Here is an 18,480-nt window from a genome sequence, read left to right as displayed (position 1 = left end):
ACAGTAAAGCTCCACGGGGTCTTTCCGTCCTGTCGCGGGTAACCTGCATCTTCACAGGTACTATAATTTCACCGAGTCTCTCGTTGAGACAGTGCCCAGATCGTTACGCCTTTCGTGCGGGTCGGAACTTACCCGACAAGGAATTTCGCTACCTTAGGACCGTTATAGTTACGGCCGCCGTTTACTGGGGCTTCGATTCAGAGCTTCGCTTGCGCTAACCCCTCCTCTTAACCTTCCAGCACCGGGCAGGCGTCAGCCCCTATACTTCGCCTTGCGGCTTCGCAGAGACCTGTGTTTTTGCTAAACAGTCGCCTGGGCCTATTCACTGCGGCTCTTCGAGGCTATTCACCTCAAAAAGCACCCCTTCTCCCGAAGTTACGGGGTCATTTTGCCGAGTTCCTTAACGAGAGTTCTCTCGCTCACCTTAGGATTCTCTCCTCGCCTACCTGTGTCGGTTTGCGGTACGGGCACCTTTTATCTCGCTAGAGGCTTTTCTTGGCAGTGTGGAATCAGGAACTTCGGTACTATATTTCCCTCGCTATCACAGCTCAACCTTTATGGTAAGCGGATTTTCCTACTTACCAGCCTAACTGCTTAGACGCGCATATCCAACAGCGCGCTTACCCTATCCTCCTGCGTCCCCCCATCACTCAAACGATAAAGAGGTGGTACAGGAATATCAACCTGTTGTCCATCGCCTACGCCTTTCGGCCTCGGCTTAGGTCCCGACTAACCCTGAGAGGACGAGCCTTCCTCAGGAAACCTTAGGCATACGGTGGATGGGATTCTCACCCATCTTTCGCTACTCATACCGGCATTCTCACTTCTAAGCGCTCCACCAGTCCTTACGGTCTAGCTTCAACGCCCTTAGAACGCTCTCCTACCACTGACACCATACGGTGTCAATCCACAGCTTCGGTGTTACGTTTAGCCCCGGTACATTTTCGGCGCAGAGTCACTCGACCAGTGAGCTATTACGCACTCTTTAAATGGTGGCTGCTTCTAAGCCAACATCCTGGTTGTCTAAGCAACTCCACATCCTTTTCCACTTAACGTAAACTTTGGGACCTTAGCTGGTGGTCTGGGCTGTTTCCCTTTTGACTACGGATCTTATCACTCGCAGTCTGACTCCCACGGATAAGTCTTTGGCATTCGGAGTTTGTCTGAATTCGGTAACCCGATGAGGGCCCCTAGTCCAAACAGTGCTCTACCTCCAAGACTCTTACAACGTGAGGCTAGCCCTAAAGCTATTTCGGAGAGAACCAGCTATCTCCAAGTTCGATTGGAATTTCTCCGCTACCCACACCTCATCCCCGCACTTTTCAACGTGCGTGGGTTCGGGCCTCCATCCAGTGTTACCTGGACTTCACCCTGGACATGGGTAGATCACCTGGTTTCGGGTCTACGACCACATACTCAATTCGCCCTATTCAGACTCGCTTTCGCTGCGGCTCCGTCTCTTCAACTTAACCTTGCATGGGATCGTAACTCGCCGGTTCATTCTACAAAAGGCACGCCATCACCCGGGTTTTTTCGAAAGAAAAAACATAGGGCTCTGACTACTTGTAGGCACACGGTTTCAGGATCTCTTTCACTCCCCTTCCGGGGTGCTTTTCACCTTTCCCTCACGGTACTGGTTCACTATCGGTCACTAGGGAGTATTTAGCCTTGGGAGATGGTCCTCCCAGCTTCCGACCGGATTTCACGTGTCCGGCCGTACTCAGGATCCACTCAGGAGGGAACGAAGTTTCAACTACAGGGTTTTTACCTTCTATGACGGATCTTTCCAGATCGCTTCATCTACCCCGTTCCTTTGTAACTCCATGTTGAGTGTCCTACAACCCCAAGAGGCAAGCCTCTTGGTTTGGGCTATGTCCCGTTTCGCTCGCCGCTACTCAGGGAATCGCGTTTGCTTTCTCTTCCTCCGGGTACTTAGATGTTTCAGTTCCCCGGGTCTGCCTTCAATACCCTATGTATTCAGGTAAAGATACTGCTCCATTACGAGCAGTGGGTTCCCCCATTCGGAAATCTCCGGATCAAAGCTTACTTACAGCTCCCCGAAGCATATCGGTGTTAGTCCCGTCCTTCATCGGCTCCTAGTGCCAAGGCATCCACCGTGCGCCCTTTCTAACTTAACCTAAATGGTTATACTCTTATTAAATAAGAGAGAAAAACTAATGTGGCGATTCTCGGTTTTACTTTGACTTCTTCTTATGATTATCTAGTTTTCAAGGAACAAAATATAATGAGAGAATTGCACTCTCAAAACTAAACAAACAAGTAACGGTCAACGGTTTATCAGTCCACAAGGACTGCATTATCCTTAGAAAGGAGGTGATCCAGCCGCACCTTCCGATACGGCTACCTTGTTACGACTTCACCCCAATCATCTGTCCCACCTTAGGCGGCTGGCTCCTTGCGGTTACCCCACCGACTTCGGGTGTTACAAACTCTCGTGGTGTGACGGGCGGTGTGTACAAGGCCCGGGAACGTATTCACCGCGGCATGCTGATCCGCGATTACTAGCGATTCCGGCTTCATGTAGGCGAGTTGCAGCCTACAATCCGAACTGAGAATGGTTTTATGGGATTGGCTAAACCTCGCGGTCTCGCAGCCCTTTGTACCATCCATTGTAGCACGTGTGTAGCCCAGGTCATAAGGGGCATGATGATTTGACGTCATCCCCACCTTCCTCCGGTTTGTCACCGGCAGTCACCTTAGAGTGCCCAACTGAATGCTGGCAACTAAGATCAAGGGTTGCGCTCGTTGCGGGACTTAACCCAACATCTCACGACACGAGCTGACGACAACCATGCACCACCTGTCACTCTGTCCCCCGAAGGGGAACGTCCTATCTCTAGGAGTGTCAGAGGATGTCAAGACCTGGTAAGGTTCTTCGCGTTGCTTCGAATTAAACCACATGCTCCACCGCTTGTGCGGGCCCCCGTCAATTCCTTTGAGTTTCAGCCTTGCGGCCGTACTCCCCAGGCGGAGTGCTTAATGCGTTAGCTGCAGCACTAAAGGGCGGAAACCCTCTAACACTTAGCACTCATCGTTTACGGCGTGGACTACCAGGGTATCTAATCCTGTTTGCTCCCCACGCTTTCGCGCCTCAGCGTCAGTTACAGACCAGAAAGCCGCCTTCGCCACTGGTGTTCCTCCACATCTCTACGCATTTCACCGCTACACGTGGAATTCCGCTTTCCTCTTCTGTACTCAAGTCCCCCAGTTTCCAATGACCCTCCACGGTTGAGCCGTGGGCTTTCACATCAGACTTAAAGGACCGCCTGCGCGCGCTTTACGCCCAATAATTCCGGACAACGCTTGCCACCTACGTATTACCGCGGCTGCTGGCACGTAGTTAGCCGTGGCTTTCTGGTTAGGTACCGTCAAGGTACCGGCAGTTACTCCGGTACTTGTTCTTCCCTAACAACAGAGCTTTACGACCCGAAGGCCTTCATCGCTCACGCGGCGTTGCTCCGTCAGACTTTCGTCCATTGCGGAAGATTCCCTACTGCTGCCTCCCGTAGGAGTCTGGGCCGTGTCTCAGTCCCAGTGTGGCCGATCACCCTCTCAGGTCGGCTACGCATCGTCGCCTTGGTGAGCCGTTACCTCACCAACTAGCTAATGCGCCGCGGGCCCATCTGTAAGTGTCAGCCGAAACCGACTTTCAGCTTTTCCTCATGAGAGGAAAAGGATTATCCGGTATTAGCTCCGGTTTCCCGAAGTTATCCCAGTCTTACAGGCAGGTTGCCCACGTGTTACTCACCCGTCCGCCGCTAACCATAAGGTGCAAGCACCTTAAGATTCGCTCGACTTGCATGTATTAGGCACGCCGCCAGCGTTCGTCCTGAGCCAGGATCAAACTCTCCAAGAAAGTTGATTAGCTCATTTGTTACGTTGGCTAGTTTCTATAGAAGAAACTAATATTTTTTGTTGACGTTCTTGTTTGTTTAGTTTTCAAAGAACAATGTGTCACTTGTTTTTAGCGACAAAAAATATCTTATCATATTCACTTCACATGAGTCAACACATTTTTTTAAATTCATCATGTTGTTAATCACATCGCGAAGGAACTTTCTTATAATAACATCGTAACAAGAACTGTTCAATATGAAATTTATTCCAATTCCAAAGAACTATCCCAGTTTCTTATCATTATTCGTCTACTATCTTTCCACAATGTATTTCTATTGTGTATGGGATTGGAGTTATTCTCATTCATAAAGTAAAACCTGCTTAAATGGTTGATTAAGCAGGTTTCTTCTATAATAATTTTCACCCATGATAATTGTCCTTCTTTAACGGCAGGATATAGGATTCCCCTTTTTCATAAATCCCGAGTGATTTTTGAACGATACTTAATTTAGGAACAACTCGAAAGACTATGAATGCTGTCACGATACTAATCATTGCTCCAACTAAGATATCTGCTGGATAATGAACCCCGACCCAAATACGTGAAATGCCAACAAGTAAGGCAAGTAGGATCCAGATAGCTCCTTTAGCGCCTCTAAATAACCAAAATGTCATACAAAATGAAAAAAACAATATCGTGTGGTCGCTGGGAAATGAATTATCAACTGCTTTTTCTATTAGCTGATTTACGTTAGATAGTTCGGCAAACGGCTGATGATTCGAATGAAGTTTCCCAGCTATCTTTCCAAAAATCTCTGCAATAACAAATGTAAATGAGCCACAAATCACCATGATTCTATTCTGGTTAACCCGAGTAAACCAGAATAGAAGAACTGCTACTGCTAAGAAAATAACGGTATATTCCGCAATAAATACAACAGCAGGATTAACAATTGTATATTGTTTACCTAAATCATTAATCAATCTAAATAAATTCTCATTCATAACAAAAACCTCCACCTCATTTTTTCTATAAGAGGAGTATAAGGCAAATACCTTTAAATAAAAATTTCCTTTCCTTACATTTGCCTTACACATTTGTAAGGTTAAAAAATATATCTAAAACATTTGAGAGATCTGCTTAATAAACTCTTCATCACCTGATTTCTCACGGAGATTTATTAATGATTTTGCATCTTCTCCCACCACGTAACGAAGTTGGCTGGACCCATCTGTTGCGGCAAGATAAACCACTTCCGCTACTTTCTCTGGAGACAGCATTTCCGCTTTCAATTTACCAAGTGCCTGCATGACCTGACAACGATATTGAATATAATCTTCAAATTTATCATCAAAGTAGAAGTCGGAGGGTCTTCTCCCAAAAGCAGTGTTTACTGCACCAGGTTCAATTAATTTAACCGTGATGTTTTGAGGTGCTAATTCATAAGATAATGCCTCGGAAAAGCCCTCAACAGCAAATTTAGATGCGTGATAAACCGACATAAGAGGTAATGTTATTTTTCCACCCATAGAGGACATATTGATGACCATTCCTTTTTTATTAGCACGGAAATGAGGTAACACAGCCTGAGTCATACTCATTAATCCGAAAACATTTACATCAAATTGTTTTCGAATTCTTTCCTCTGTTGCTGCTTCAAAGATTCCCATAGAACCATGGCCTGCATTATTAAGGAGAACATTAATTTCTTCGAAAGTTTCTATCCCTAACATTATCGATTCCTGAATAGACTCTTTATCTTCTACATCAAGTCTAGTCACCATTATATTATGAATAACCTTTAACTCCGTTTCATTCTCAGGGGAACGCATTCCTGCAATTACATTCCAACCTTTCTTTGCAAAACATAACGCAGTTGCTCGTCCAATACCGGATGAAGCGCCTGTAATCAAAATAGTATTCATTAAGATCCTCCAATTTTTATTTATCACTCTATATTACTAGTTGTCTTAGTGCACTATGTTGGGACATTAGTAGGAATTCACACCAAATCGCAGATGCTTTAATATCGATGCATAATTCTTTAAGCAGCAGCATACTGTTTGAAGAATGGAAAGGAGAATCACACCGATGGCTAACGAGGAAGTAATAAAAAAGGTTGAAAGCATTACGAATCCAAAGGTACGGAATATTGTAAGAGTTTGTGTGGAACAGGGCTGTCGATTCAAGCCGCATCCAAGCAATCCTAATTTAGTGAATTTGTTTGACCCTGCCAAAAGGAAAAATATTATCGGCGATATTAACCTTTCAAGTTCTAGAGGATATTTCACACTTGAGGTGGAGAATGGACGTTTTAAGTCCTTTCGAAATGAAGTGATTGGATTAGATATAGATCAAGCAGAATTTGAAGAACGGGTGTTAAGCCGTTTAAAACGATAAATCAAATAGATCACAAAAAAACGCTTGGAGTTATTTTTCCAAGCGTTTTTGTAGATAGTTCGTTTCAAATTCTGATACTGGAAGGGGTTTACTGAAAAAATATCCCTGCGCCTCCTTACAACCCTGCCCAAGAAGAAAGGATACTTGTTCCTCTGATTCGACTCCCTCTGCGATGACCTTCATTTTTAGAAGATGAGCCATGATAATAATCGTCCTTACAAGGGTATTGCTGTTACTATCATCAGGACATTCCCGAATAAAGGTTTGGTCGATTTTTAGCTTATCAATAGGAAGTCTCTTAAGATAATTTAGAGAGCTATACCCCGTACCAAAATCATCGATACTTACCTTGACCCCAATTCTCTGTAACTCCAATAATGTTTTTATCGAACGTTCAACATCCATCGTAATACTTTCCGTAATCTCGAGTTCTAAATAATTTGGATGGAGCCCGGTCTCGCTTAAGGCAGTTTCTACAATTTCAACCAAATTTGATTGGAAGAACTGTTTAGCCAGATATATTTACAGAAACCATGACAGGTGAATAACCTGCATCCTGCCACTTTTTATTTTCTTGGCACGCCGTTCGTATTGCCCACTCACCCATTGGAATAATCAACCCAGTCTCTTCCGCTAAAGGAATAAAGGCTGCAGGTGGAATAATCCCTTTTTCAGGATGGATCCACCGTATTAATGCTTCCGCACCATATATCTCATTGTTTTCTAGATTAACCTGCGGCTGATAGAATAACACGAATTGATTCTGCTCCAGGGCTTTCCGTAAATTTACCTCCATATCTAATTCATGCTGAGCATGTTTATTTAATTCCTCATTGAAGAATTGAAAATTATTTCTTCCTAAGCTTTTTGCATGATACATGGCTAAATCGGCATTTTTTATTAACGTATCAAAGCTTTCACCGTGAGTAGGAAAAACGGCAACTCCTATACTAGGGGTAACCAATAATTCATGATGATGAAAGGTTAATGGAAGAGATAATTTGGTTATGATTTGACCTGCGACTTCACTCGCTCTTTGTTCTCCAGTATCAGGCAAAAGAATGGAAAATTCGTCGCCTCCATACCTTGAAATGATATCTTTTTCATGGACACAGGTTTTCAGTCGTTCCGCAATTTCAATTAATACTTTATCACCGACTTCATGTCCCATCGTATCATTTATAGCTTTGAATCGATCCAAATCTAAAAAAAGCAGCGCGAAATGACAGTTATTCTGTCTTGAAGCTTTTATTGATTCATTTAGTTTTTCCCGTAGTAAATACCTATTAGGCAAATCTGTTAACTGATCATGATAAGCCATGTGCTTAATCATCTTTTCCGTGTTTTTTCTCTCTGTGATATCAATAACTGTTCCAATGATAGCGTCCCTGCCATTATAGATTATCTTTGACCCATATAATTCAAAGGTAATGATACTCTTATCCTTTCGTATTGCTCGATATTCATACTTTATTGTACCTGCTTCATTATTAAACCGTTTAAGAATATTTTCATTTACTAGCGGCAAATCCTCCGCATATATAAAGTCGGAAACATGTAAACCTACTAACTCTTCACAATTATAACCAGACATTTCACAAAGTCTTGGATTCACATATACCAATTTTTCATCCTGAATGATATAAACTCCTACTAAAGAGTTTTCTATTAGGCTTCGATATTTAGCTTCAGCCTCTACTAAGTCGTTTTGTGCTTTTTTATGCTGAGTTATATCTTTTATAATGGTGTATACACCATGAATCTCCTCATTAACAAAAATAGGTATATTGGTTACATTAATCTCCCTGTGCTGGCCTTCTTTATCCAATATAGAACATTCATAATTTGTTGCCATTCCTTCCACCGCTTGGCAAAAATGTGCTGTCACTTTTTCTAGATCTTTCGGAAGAATGAAGCCTGCAAATGGTTTATCAAGTAAATCTTCAACACTATATCCATAAAGTGAAACTGCCTTGTTTGCGACAAGAAATTTTCCATCTAAATCGAATATGAAAATGGCATCAGGATTTTCTTCAAATAGAGATTTATAATATTGTTCATTTAGTTTCGTGTTAGTATTGTTTCTAGAATTTTTTCGAAGATGGGAAGAAATAATCACAATAGTAGCGATGATCAACCCTATTTCAATTGCAAGCCCCACTCCTAAGGTTATTTCCTCCATCGATTAATAATCCTCCAAAATACATTTACTATTACTATTTCCAAAAATCTATCTAATAATGAAATTATAAAAAACAATAATAATCGAAGAATCAAAAAAGCCTACCCCTAAAAGGATAGGCCAACTTTTTCAATGTACATGTTTTATAAGATAGGTGAAAGTAATCTAGATACGGATTCCTTAAGACGAACCTCCAAAGAACGTTTTTGGTAACCTTCAAATGTCAGTAACATCGATACCTTAATATCCTCTTTAAACGTTTCCGTTAGTTTTCTAGAAACTCCTTCATCATATAAAAAGGCATTGACTTCAAAATTGAGTCTAAAGCTACGATAGTCAATATTTGCGGTTCCAACTGACGCAATTTCTTCATCCACAACAATCATTTTTGCGTGGATAAATCCATTTCTATAAATATAGACCTTAGCACCAACTTTTAATAATTCACTAACATGTGATAGTGTTGCCCAGTAGACAAATAGGTGATCAGGTTTATCAGGAATCATAATATTGACTTCCACACCAGACAAGCAGGCAATTCGAAGGACATCCAATAAACTTGTATCAGGGATAAAGTAAGGCGTTTGTATATAAATGGATTTCTTCGCGGACATAATCATTTTTATATAACCATTCTTAACTTGTTGAAACTCAGAATCTGGTCCGCTGGTTACAATCTGAATCCCGATATTTCCATGAGAAACATCTTCAGGATATAAATTTGGAACATAGTCAACATCATGGTCATCTGAGGCTTGATTCCAGTCCAGGATAAAACGTGTCTGAAGTGCATAAACAGCTGTCCCTTGAATACGTAGATGAGTATCCCGCCAATAGCCAAATTTCTTATTAAGCCCTAAATATTCATCGCCCACATTGAATCCGCCGACATAGCCAATTTTCCCATCAATGATTACTAACTTTCGGTGGTTCCTGTAATTCATTCTCAGATTAATAAACCGAAATTTAGATGGGAAAAAGACCTCAACTTGACCTCCAGCTTTACGAAATTCCTTAAATATTCTTTTCGGCAAACTTCGTGAACCTAATTCATCATAAAGGATTCGAACTTTTACCCCTTGCCTTGCTTTTATAGTCAATGCATCAATTAATTTTTTGCCGAGATTATCATTTTTAATAATGTAATATTGAATATGAATATAATTCCTAGCAGCTTTTATATCTTTAAATAACTGATCAAATTTTTCTTTACCGTCTGTAAATATCTCAACAGCATTGTCCTCTGTTAAGATAGCTTGATTGTTAATCATATGCATGTAAATCAAATCATGGTTATCCCTTGTGACATCATTGCGATAATAGAATTGATTCAGACGAAGTTTGGTCAATTGCGTATCTAATGCTTTTTCAAAACCTGTCTTTTTGAGATCATCCCATTGGAATAGCCGCTTTCGACTTAAATTTTGTCCTAATAATAGATACATCACAAATCCTAGGATTGGAATGAAAAATAGCACTAATAACCAAGCCCACGTAGAACCAACGTCCCTTCTTTCTTGAAAAATGACAATGAGGGCCAACATGATATTCAATACCAGCAGTAAGCCTAATAATATAGACGTAATATTCATGGCAAAAACCCTCTCAACCGACATAAATTACTTTAGCAGTTTTACTAGTATCTTCTTCTTTTTCGCTTCCATCCGATAATGACAATTAGGAAGATAGCAAAAATGAGATATAAATAATTGGAATATTGGTCCATTCTCTCTCCAATGACTTCCCAATTTTCTCCTACTCGTGCCCCAAGATTTATCAACAAAGTATTCCAAATTATTGTACCTAATGTTGTAAAACCAATGAACAGCCAGAAGTTCATTCTAGCCATACCTGCAGGGATTGAAATGAGACTGCGAATCAGGGGTATGAACCGGCAGAAAAAGACCGTCCAAATTCCGTATTTGTCAAACCAGGCATCAGCACGATAGAGATCCTGTTTGGTTAAACGAAGAAATCGCCCATAGCGTTCCACAACTTTTTCCAATTTGTTTACATTTAAAACAGCTCCGATTTGATAAAGAATGATAGCACCAAAAACTGAACCTAATGTTGAAGTGGCAATAACCCCTTGAATCGTCAGATTGGTTTGAGCTGTCATATAACCTCCGAATGTAAGAATCACTTCCGACGGGATAGGAGGGAATATATTTTCAAGTGCAATAAGGAGAAACACTCCCCAGTACCCATATTGTTCAATTAACTCTTTAATCCATAACTCCATAATACCCTCCATTGATTAAAAAATAACGTTTATTGTTTTACGGATAGAGCGCCGAAAAGTTTCAAATTAGGTCATCTTCTTCTAATTACTATATTTTTTGCAGTTCAAATTAAAACCAATTTCCAACGAAAAAAAGCATTTGAGCGTTCAAATGCTTTAGTTTGTGGGATAATAATTTACCCTAGATATTTATGGTTTATCGTTGATATATCTGTTCCATAATCGCTGAAAACGTAATGAGGCAGCTTTCCTATAGTATCTTTAATGCTTTTTCGATAGGAACATCACCAGAAACGAGGTCAAATGACTGGTAATATGTATTTTCTTCTGTTAAGCACTGAATAATGGTTCTTGCAACATCTTCACGGGTTATCTTTCCGCTCCTTATATCACTGGCAGCAGTAATCATCCCTGTTCCTGGTTCACTCAACAGCCCGCCCGGTCGAATAATCGTGTAGGTTAATTCGGTTTGTTCAAGCATTTTGTCTGCATAGTATTTTGCTGCATAATAAGGAAGCATTTTCCCATGCCAGTTTTCTCTTCTATGTGCCTGAATCGCACTGACCATTATGAAGCGTTTTATTCCGACTTTTTCAGCAGCTTCAATGGTTTTCACAGCACCATCAAGATCAATGAGCAATGTTTTATCATATCCTGTACTCCTGCCAGAGCCCGCAGTGAACACGATAGCGTTACAGCCTCTTGCAGCCTGAGCAATATCCTCGACACTTTGTTCTAAACAGGCCACAGCTACTTCGACTTCCATTTTCCTAAAAGCCTCAGCTTGTTCTTGCCTTTAATAATACGGGAATTCATTACGGTTTAAATGTTGCCTATGGTCTTTTCTTTGGAATGGTGGGCAATCCTGGCACTTCCATTTTTATCATCAAAGAAGCCGTGAATCAATCCTTACTCTCAGAGGCACTCTATTTTTTCATACCTATTTTAATGTTTTTTGCTGTACTATCAGCGAGCAAGTTCTATTACCATCATAAAAATAATAACAAAGATTTTCCGTTTAACTTAAATACATAGAAAGGGGTACTGATCGAGACATCGACATTCATGAAGGTTCCCGAATAACTGGATCGAACTCTTAAAAACGCCTCCAGCAATAGGAGGCGTTTTCCACTATTTTCACTGCTTAAATTCTGTTTCTTTACCACTTAACCAATTCTCAAAGTACTCCTTTGCTTCTGGCCCAAGGTCTTCTGAGAACACGGAGCTGAAGTCACTTCCCGTTGCGATTTTATATTGATATTCATTAAAATATTTCTGAAGCAATTGATCCATTTTCTCTTTCCCTATTACTTTTTCAAGATTCTCCAGCATCAATGCACCCTTTTGGTAGACAAGCTGAGAGTAGGTTCCAATATTTTTAAATTTATCAACAGAGCTCCCAATAAATAAGCCGCCTCTTTCATGGACTTCCGTTCCTTGTGTCATGACTTTTCTCAGTTCTAACTGTCCAGCACCATTCTCAGGAAATTCCTCTAACATAAATCTCGTAGAGGAATAGTTTGCCATCGCCTCATCCAACCACGGCTCCTTTACCTCATCATTCCCAACCATTCCATACCACCATTGGTGCGCGGTTTCATGAACAACTGAGCCAATCTCCGTTTCATTGCTTTCAAGAATATTTTTCGGTAGGTATATTAATCCTGGAAATTCCATTGCTGTAAACATTCCAGTTCGAACGATATCATATTCAGGATATGGATATGGTCCATAAACTTTACTAAAATAAGATAATGCTTTAATTCCTGCTTCATGATTCTTCTTCGCCGCCTCTTGGCTGTCACTCGCTAGGTACCATGTATTCACAGTTGTTTCTCCTACTTGTTCTGATAACTTTTGGTAGTTTTCATCCATAATTACCATGGCAAAGTCCCGTACATTATCAATTGTGGTCGTGTAAGTCATGTATCCATCCTGTTCTTTTACACCATCTTCTTCCTTACCCGTACTGGCGACTTTATAATTGCTTGGTACGGTTACATTTACACTATACTTCCCCACCTGGCTATAAAATGGATCTCCTATTGAATGATACGGGTCTGTTACCCAACCTCGCTCATCATATACGGCTTGAATAGGAATCCAATTTCCCAGCCAAATCGCATTCTCATCATAGGTGAATCGGCCATTATTTTTGGGAACCTTCATGCTGAATTTCAATTCCAGATCGATTGTTTGACCCATTTTCCATTTGTCTAAAGGTATTTCGAGAACTGTATCTTTGATTTCAAAATTTCCTTTCGTTCCATCAACCTGAACTTCTGTAACCTCCATCGATCCAGGTTCAGAATTCTCATCAATAATTTGACGCCAGAATCCACCTAGCAAATCGACATCCTCACGGAATTGATTAGGATATACGTGAAAGTAAATTTTGTCCTGATCTTTCCCTGTATTGTTTGTCGACTTCACCTTAAGTGTACCTGCTATCGTTTTCTCCTCTACATTAACGGTTACGGTAGAATCGTATTCTGTCGGAATAAATTCCTTGGCCACTGAAGGTTGATTCTTATTTGTTCCCGTAGTCTCCTTTGAGTTGTTTTCTTTACACCCAGACAGCAATACCGCGAGCGCTATCAAAATGGCAGCCAACCAATAGACTCTCCCCTTTTTAATTTCCCCTTTGTTCATAATGGCCTCCTATCATCTATTATTCGTTCAAATCTTAGACGTCGTTTTTCAGAAAGAGTTTCAAATTATAATTATAAAAAAATCCCCTGTCGGCATTGCCAGGGGACCCTACGATTAAGCGCCTCTTTGTCTAGTTTTTCTAAGTACAAGGAAAATATAAGAAATTACTGCACCCATTGAGGAGATAACGATGACCAACCCCATTGGGAGCGCAGATTCTTCTCCTCCTATGCCAACTAAAGGAGAAGTAATACCACCAAATGCAAAGGAAAGTACACCCAGTAGTGCCGAGGCACTGCCTGCATTTTTACCTTGCTTTTGCATGGCGAGAGAAAATCCGGCTGTATTGACAATACCAACACTCGATACCACCAGAAATAATGGAATTAATATCATCCATAAATTAGCCTGTACCAAAAGAAGAATGAGCAAGGTCACACTTCCAAAAAAGGACATTCCTAATCCAAAGTTTAATAACTTTGTTTCTGGGATCCTTCCTGCTAATCTACCAGTCGTTTGGCTTGCAATCATGATGCCCAGCCCATTCATCGCAAAAATAAGGCTAAAAACTTGCGGCGAAGCTCCATATATGTCCTGTACCACAAAGGGGGAACCGGATATGTAAGCAAACATTGAGGAAGTAACAAGCCCTTGTGAAAAAGCATACCCAATAAAACTAGGATCAACTATTAGGTTTCGAAAGGTTAGAAGGGTATTTTTGATTCCACCTCGTAATCTTCTCTCATTGGGCAGTGTTTCCGGCAATCCGAAAAGGACAACGATAAACATTACAAATCCGATGAATCCTAAGACAATAAATACACCTTGCCACGGGACGAACCTGAGGAGTTGAGCACCAGCAACAGGAGCTAGAATCGGCGCAGCCCCGTTTACTAACGATAGAAGTGCAAAGAATTTGGTTAATTCACTCCCAGAATATAAATCTCGCACCACCGCCCTTGATACTACCATCCCCACTGCACCCGCCAGCCCTTGAATAAAACGCAGCAGAATAAATGACCAAATCGAAGGACTAAATACACATAGAAAAGATACAACTAAATAGATGACCAAACCAATTAGGAGCGGTTTCCTTCTTCCGTGAATATCACTTAGTGGTCCCGCAAACAACTGTCCTACCGATAATCCGAGCAGAAAAAATGTTAGACTTAGTTGAATAAAAGACGGGCTAGTATGAAAGTAATCTGCCAATATGGGTAAAGCCGGTAAATACATGTCAATCGATAATGGTCCGAATGCCGCTAAAGAACCTAGCACCATCGCTATCCAGATTCGTTTGGAACGAGTGATTGCACCAGCATTGGTGATGGAATTATCTAAAGAAGAACGCAAAGTTGTGTTTCATTCCCTTCGTTGCATCATTTGTTTTTAATTTTCTAATTATTGATGTAATAAATCAAATGATTAAACTTAGAAACCAAAATTGTCTTCACCCCAAAAGGTACAGCACGAGACATTAGAAAGGATTTTTGACGAAAAAATAGAATATTAATTCAACATGTTATTTTTTCGAAAAATTAAAAATAATTATATAGAAGAGGTGTTCCTTGATGAAAGAATGGACTAAAGAAATTGAAATTAATGCTCCTATCGAAAAGATTTGGGATATGTTTGATGGTTCGTTAGAAAAAATGCAAAAAATCATGCCGCAGGTCGTTGGTAATACACCCGTGAAAGTGACAGAAGAAGGCGTTGGAACAATCTATCGTCAGCAGTATAAAGAAGGTAAACGGATTGAGGAGTATGATGTTGAAACATTAGAATACTTGAATTTACCTGACCATAAGAAAATGAAGGTGGGATTCACCTTAGCCAACATTTTTGAAATTACCGCTGCCTATGAAGTAACAAAAATAAATGAACATAAAACACGTTTTAAATACACAACCACTAATAAACCTTTAAAAGCAATCTTTAAATTATTCTTATGGCTTGCCGGTGATAAGTCGGTAGTTAAATTTGTAGAGAGGGTTAAAGAATTAGCCGAAGAGGAAAGTGCTTTAGTAAAATAAAGAAAGGAGCCTAGAATAGTGGATTATCGTTTCTCACATCGATTAAAGGTGCGTTATTCTGAAATTGATGGGCAAAAGATTGTTTTTAATTCACATTACTTAACGTATATTGATGTGGCCGTCACAGAATATTTCCAGCAGCTTCTTCAACACGATGAACAGTTTGATTTTGTGCTAGCAAAATCTACACTCGAGTATAAACGATCAGCCTTCTTAAATGACTGGCTCACAGTTTGGTGCAGGATGGATAGAGTTGGCCACAAAAGCATGACAATGAATTTTATGATTACGAGAGAAGATGAAGCGGAGCCGGTTCTCTTGGCTGAAATTATTTATGTTACCATTGACCACGTATCCATGAAACCTTGCCCTGTTCCTGACTTTATCAGAGAACGAATTGAACAATTTGAACTTGAATATAAGTAACGAAAAAATTCCCCATTTTTTAAATGAGGAATTTTTTTTATAGTGGACCAACATATTTGTTCAAGGAAATAGAAACTTTCCCCCGTTCACCTTTTTTCCGTCAAAGCCTTTATCATTTATTGATTAAATGAAGACAAAATATCCATGAATATACAAAATGCATGGATTAAACAGAACTTGTTGGAGATAATAACCACGATTACCTTGAAAGGATGGGATGTTAATGTCGTTAGAATGGTTTGACAGAGTTTGTGGCGAGCTTCAGGATCACCTGGAATCTATTTGTGAAGAGTATGATCAGGTTGGTCAAATGTCAATAGAGAGAGCTGCCAAACACCCGAGGATCGAATTTTTTGTAGAAACGGAAGATGTTCATACAGAAGATGTCGATAGAGACTATTTTTGCACATTGTTCTTTGATCCTCAAAACGAAGAATTTTACATCGATACCTTTGATGTTGACAGTGGGCATACTGCTAAAATCATCCTTTCGGACATAGAAGAAATCATCGATGAAGTTCACGCTAGTCTTCATGATTATATGAACGATGATGATCATTACACCGATGACGGTGTCTATCTTACTTCGGATGAAGATTGCGAAGACAATGACGACTATTATGAAATGGTCGAGGTTGTTGACGATATTGATGATGATGAAGAGTATTATGAAGCACAGGTAAATGAAGATGATATTTTTGAAGAGATTGATGTGGAATGGAACACCCCAGAGGTAACGGCCTTCAAACATGAGGATGAGGTCGAAGTGACGTATCAATTTGGCGTTGTTCCAGAAACCGGTGACGGTGTGTTGAAAAGAGTAAACCGGATTTGGACTACCGATGATGAATTAATTAAAGACGAATCTCATTTTATCTTCAGTAAAGAAGAGGCAAGCACCATTATCGCAATGATCGCCAGCCATATGGATCAATTAAGTGAGTTTAATTTTGACGATATGCAATAAGAAAAGCCTAAGCGCCTTGTTCAGACTTTGATGCTGGACAATAACAGTAAAGGAGCATACCCGTTTTGGTATGCTCCTTTCATTTTAATCGACGGTATAATCAATCTCAATCAGGTCCCACGGAGTGATAATTCCGAGAGGTGCCTCATCTTTTTTACCGTTTTCAGTAATAATGACTGCTTCTAATTTCTTTTTTACCTTATGAGATTTTTCAAAAATTGTTTCCACATCGAAGATATTCGTGCTTTTCGCGACAAAGTCAACTGGATGGTCTTTTTCGTATTTCATAATATCGTATATATGTGTATCGTCTAAATTGACAGAAGTACTCACCATGTTCTGTGCCAACCATTTAACAATCGAGCTTGCTGTCAAAAGGCCAGCAAATTCTTTATTTTTATAAACCGGAAATTTGGAATAATTAAACTGACGAATCGTTTCCGTCACTTTTAGGATACTATCGTTATAGTCAAAGTACAGTACATTCTTTGTAGCAATCGACAAAGCATAATTCGGACGGTTAAAGACATTGGCGATTTTCTCGATGTGCTCGACCACTTTTGCATTCGGTTCGGCGATATAATAGCCGACTTGCATTTTTTCATGGACAATAGCATTACGCAGCTTTGCATATTGCTCCAAATCTTTTTTAAATGTTTCAATGATTTGATATTTCTTCGCTCCAACCTTTACCAATACTACAAATCTATCATCATTAATTTTGACAATGTCCTTCATCGCGTCATGCACTTGATTGAAGGCAACCTCAAAACGTTCGGATAGTACTTGTCCTTTTTTCATTTGTTTCATCTCTATCCCTGCCAATATGTTTACTTATTCCTTTAATTATATATTTATTGTGAATATTTAACTATCCCCAATTTCGATACAGCTGGCTTATTTCTTCCTTATGAGAAATCCCTTCATCATCAGGCGTTTCTAACACAAATGGAATATTCTTAATAATCGGAGAAGTAACAATACCCTTAAGAGATGTTTCTTTAATTAAACCATTTTGAAAAATATTCGCGTGACGATCCTTTTTGGATCCAGTTGGATACTTAGAATTGTTTAAATGGATAATGTTCAGATGTTCAAAATAAGCTAATTCTTGGCCTTTGGCGAAAAAATCCTCGGTATTTTCCCCATCCCAAAGTCCACTTGCAAACATATGACAGGTGTCTAGGCAAAAACCGATTTTCTCTGGATACTCAGCAAGATTTCGAATCTGAACTAATTCTTCAAAGGTTGTACCAAGCGCCCCTTTCGTTCCAGCGTTATTCTCAATTAACAGTAAACAATCACCATTCCATTGACTGAGGACAGAATTGAGCATTTCAAGCATTAAATGATAACTGGCCAGCGGGTCAGTTTTACTGATTTGACTGCCAAAATGGACAACTACACCAACAGAACCGCATGAGTCCGCTATTTCTAGGTCATTTAACAGCGAGCGAATCGTTAATTCCTTTTTATCCTCCGAAGGGGTTAAACTTGTAGAGTATGGGGTATGTGCAACTGAAACGATCTTTTGCTCCTGACTAAACTCTTTACAGCTAGCAGCATCCCCACGGTCAAAGTCCTTGACAGAAAGACTTCGCGGGTTTTTCGGAAAATATTGAAATGCCGCCGCACCGAAAGCTGCAGCTCGTTTTGCCGCTCCTGAATATCCATTCCTAATACTTACATGACAACCAAAAATCATTGTATCCCACCGTT

At 40.2% G+C, this 18,480-nt stretch carries 14 protein-coding genes, 2 rRNA genes and 1 pseudogene (1 of these 17 running past the window's edge); 4 read left to right on the top strand and 13 right to left on the bottom strand.

Annotation, left to right across the window (positions count from 1 at the left end):
* The 4 genes from QFZ31_RS32400 to QFZ31_RS32385 all read right to left on the bottom strand — a co-directional run.
* Positions 1-2,138: ribosomal RNA gene (locus QFZ31_RS32400) — 23S ribosomal RNA — on the bottom strand; it reaches 819 nt to the left of the window's first position.
* Between the two features lie 189 nt (positions 2,139-2,327).
* Positions 2,328-3,877: ribosomal RNA gene (locus QFZ31_RS32395) — 16S ribosomal RNA — on the bottom strand.
* Together the 16S and 23S rRNA genes form the textbook arrangement of a ribosomal RNA operon.
* A gap of 401 nt (positions 3,878-4,278) precedes the next feature.
* Positions 4,279-4,863, bottom strand: a complete 585-nt coding sequence (locus QFZ31_RS32390) for an undecaprenyl-diphosphatase (RefSeq protein ID WP_307311284.1) — start codon at positions 4,861-4,863, stop codon at positions 4,279-4,281.
* A gap of 114 nt (positions 4,864-4,977) precedes the next feature.
* The gene (locus QFZ31_RS32385) at positions 4,978-5,784 is read right to left on the bottom strand and encodes an SDR family oxidoreductase (protein ID WP_307311280.1); all 807 of its coding nucleotides are present in this window, start codon (positions 5,782-5,784) and stop codon (positions 4,978-4,980) included.
* Positions 5,785-5,950: 166 nt separating this feature from the next.
* Here QFZ31_RS32385 and QFZ31_RS32380 point away from each other — a divergent pair, with 166 nt between their 5' ends.
* Positions 5,951-6,259 carry a hypothetical protein gene (locus tag QFZ31_RS32380; RefSeq protein ID WP_179603353.1) on the top strand — a complete coding sequence of 103 codons (309 nt, stop codon included), beginning with the start codon at positions 5,951-5,953 and terminating at the stop codon, positions 6,257-6,259.
* Between the two features lie 30 nt (positions 6,260-6,289).
* Here QFZ31_RS32380 and QFZ31_RS32375 read toward each other — a convergent pair whose 3' ends face one another.
* From QFZ31_RS32375 to QFZ31_RS32345, 7 genes and pseudogenes are all read right to left on the bottom strand, one after another.
* A complete protein-coding gene (locus tag QFZ31_RS32375) occupies positions 6,290-6,775 on the bottom strand; it encodes an EAL domain-containing protein (RefSeq protein WP_307311900.1) in 486 nt (161 codons plus the stop codon).
* Positions 6,768-8,441 (bottom strand): bifunctional diguanylate cyclase/phosphodiesterase, encoded by a 1,674-nt coding sequence (locus QFZ31_RS32370; protein ID WP_307311276.1) that lies wholly within the window; start codon positions 8,439-8,441, stop codon positions 6,768-6,770. Before QFZ31_RS32370 ends, QFZ31_RS32375 begins: the two co-directional genes overlap by 8 nt.
* Positions 8,442-8,584: 143 nt before the next feature.
* Complete coding sequence (cls, locus tag QFZ31_RS32365) at positions 8,585-10,033, bottom strand: cardiolipin synthase (RefSeq protein ID WP_306077442.1); 1,449 nt, start codon at positions 10,031-10,033, stop codon at positions 8,585-8,587.
* A 44-nt stretch (positions 10,034-10,077) separates the two neighbouring features.
* Positions 10,078-10,683: a DedA family protein gene (locus QFZ31_RS32360; protein ID WP_307311273.1), complete on the bottom strand. Its 606-nt coding sequence runs from the start codon at positions 10,681-10,683 to the stop codon at positions 10,078-10,080.
* Positions 10,684-10,933: 250 nt separating this feature from the next.
* Positions 10,934-11,479, bottom strand: a pseudogene (locus QFZ31_RS32355) (SDR family oxidoreductase); the annotation flags it as partial.
* 341 nt (positions 11,480-11,820) lie between these two features.
* Positions 11,821-13,335: a M1 family metallopeptidase gene (locus tag QFZ31_RS32350; RefSeq protein WP_307311270.1), complete on the bottom strand. Its 1,515-nt coding sequence runs from the start codon at positions 13,333-13,335 to the stop codon at positions 11,821-11,823.
* A 114-nt stretch (positions 13,336-13,449) separates the two neighbouring features.
* Positions 13,450-14,688, bottom strand: a complete 1,239-nt coding sequence (locus QFZ31_RS32345; protein ID WP_257029464.1) for a multidrug effflux MFS transporter — start codon at positions 14,686-14,688, stop codon at positions 13,450-13,452.
* Between the two features lie 218 nt (positions 14,689-14,906).
* On the opposite strand from QFZ31_RS32345, the gene QFZ31_RS32340 reads away from it, so the two are divergent.
* The 3 genes from QFZ31_RS32340 (at position 14,907) to QFZ31_RS32330 (ending at position 16,761) form a co-directional block, all read left to right on the top strand.
* A complete protein-coding gene (locus QFZ31_RS32340) occupies positions 14,907-15,368 on the top strand; it encodes an SRPBCC family protein (protein WP_307311266.1) in 462 nt (153 codons plus the stop codon).
* Positions 15,369-15,386: 18 nt separating this feature from the next.
* Positions 15,387-15,794, top strand: a complete 408-nt coding sequence (locus tag QFZ31_RS32335; protein ID WP_307311263.1) for an acyl-CoA thioesterase — start codon at positions 15,387-15,389, stop codon at positions 15,792-15,794.
* Between the two features lie 223 nt (positions 15,795-16,017).
* Positions 16,018-16,761 (top strand): hypothetical protein, encoded by a 744-nt coding sequence (locus QFZ31_RS32330; protein WP_307311260.1) that lies wholly within the window; start codon positions 16,018-16,020, stop codon positions 16,759-16,761.
* Positions 16,762-16,845: 84 nt separating this feature from the next.
* Here QFZ31_RS32330 and QFZ31_RS32325 read toward each other — a convergent pair whose 3' ends face one another.
* Both QFZ31_RS32325 and QFZ31_RS32320 read right to left on the bottom strand, forming a co-directional pair.
* Complete coding sequence (locus QFZ31_RS32325) at positions 16,846-17,571, bottom strand: CBS domain-containing protein (protein ID WP_307311257.1); 726 nt, start codon at positions 17,569-17,571, stop codon at positions 16,846-16,848.
* Between the two features lie 61 nt (positions 17,572-17,632).
* The gene (locus tag QFZ31_RS32320; protein ID WP_307311256.1) at positions 17,633-18,466 is read right to left on the bottom strand and encodes a deoxyribonuclease IV; all 834 of its coding nucleotides are present in this window, start codon (positions 18,464-18,466) and stop codon (positions 17,633-17,635) included.
* Positions 18,467-18,480: the final 14 nt, after the last annotated feature.

Source organism: Neobacillus niacini (assembly GCF_030817595.1).
Taxonomy (GTDB): domain Bacteria; phylum Bacillota; class Bacilli; order Bacillales; family Cytobacillaceae; genus Neobacillus; species Neobacillus niacini_G.
The sequence above is the reverse complement of the archived record's forward strand: the minus strand, read 5'-3'. Positions and strand labels throughout refer to the sequence as shown.

Coding starts and splice junctions, on each gene's coding strand:
- QFZ31_RS32370 (WP_307311276.1), bottom strand. CDS start 8,441: ATGGAGGAAATAACCTTAGGAGTGGGGCTTGCAATTGAAATAGGGTTG.
- QFZ31_RS32340 (WP_307311266.1), top strand. CDS start 14,907: ATGAAAGAATGGACTAAAGAAATTGAAATTAATGCTCCTATCGAAAAG.
- QFZ31_RS32320 (WP_307311256.1), bottom strand. CDS start 18,466: ATGATTTTTGGTTGTCATGTAAGTATTAGGAATGGATATTCAGGAGCG.
- QFZ31_RS32385 (WP_307311280.1), bottom strand. CDS start 5,784: ATGAATACTATTTTGATTACAGGCGCTTCATCCGGTATTGGACGAGCA.
- QFZ31_RS32330 (WP_307311260.1), top strand. CDS start 16,018: ATGTCGTTAGAATGGTTTGACAGAGTTTGTGGCGAGCTTCAGGATCAC.
- QFZ31_RS32390 (WP_307311284.1), bottom strand. CDS start 4,863: ATGAATGAGAATTTATTTAGATTGATTAATGATTTAGGTAAACAATAT.
- QFZ31_RS32380 (WP_179603353.1), top strand. CDS start 5,951: ATGGCTAACGAGGAAGTAATAAAAAAGGTTGAAAGCATTACGAATCCA.
- QFZ31_RS32360 (WP_307311273.1), bottom strand. CDS start 10,683: ATGGAGTTATGGATTAAAGAGTTAATTGAACAATATGGGTACTGGGGA.
- QFZ31_RS32325 (WP_307311257.1), bottom strand. CDS start 17,571: ATGAAACAAATGAAAAAAGGACAAGTACTATCCGAACGTTTTGAGGTT.
- cls (WP_306077442.1), bottom strand. CDS start 10,033: ATGAATATTACGTCTATATTATTAGGCTTACTGCTGGTATTGAATATC.
- QFZ31_RS32350 (WP_307311270.1), bottom strand. CDS start 13,335: ATGAACAAAGGGGAAATTAAAAAGGGGAGAGTCTATTGGTTGGCTGCC.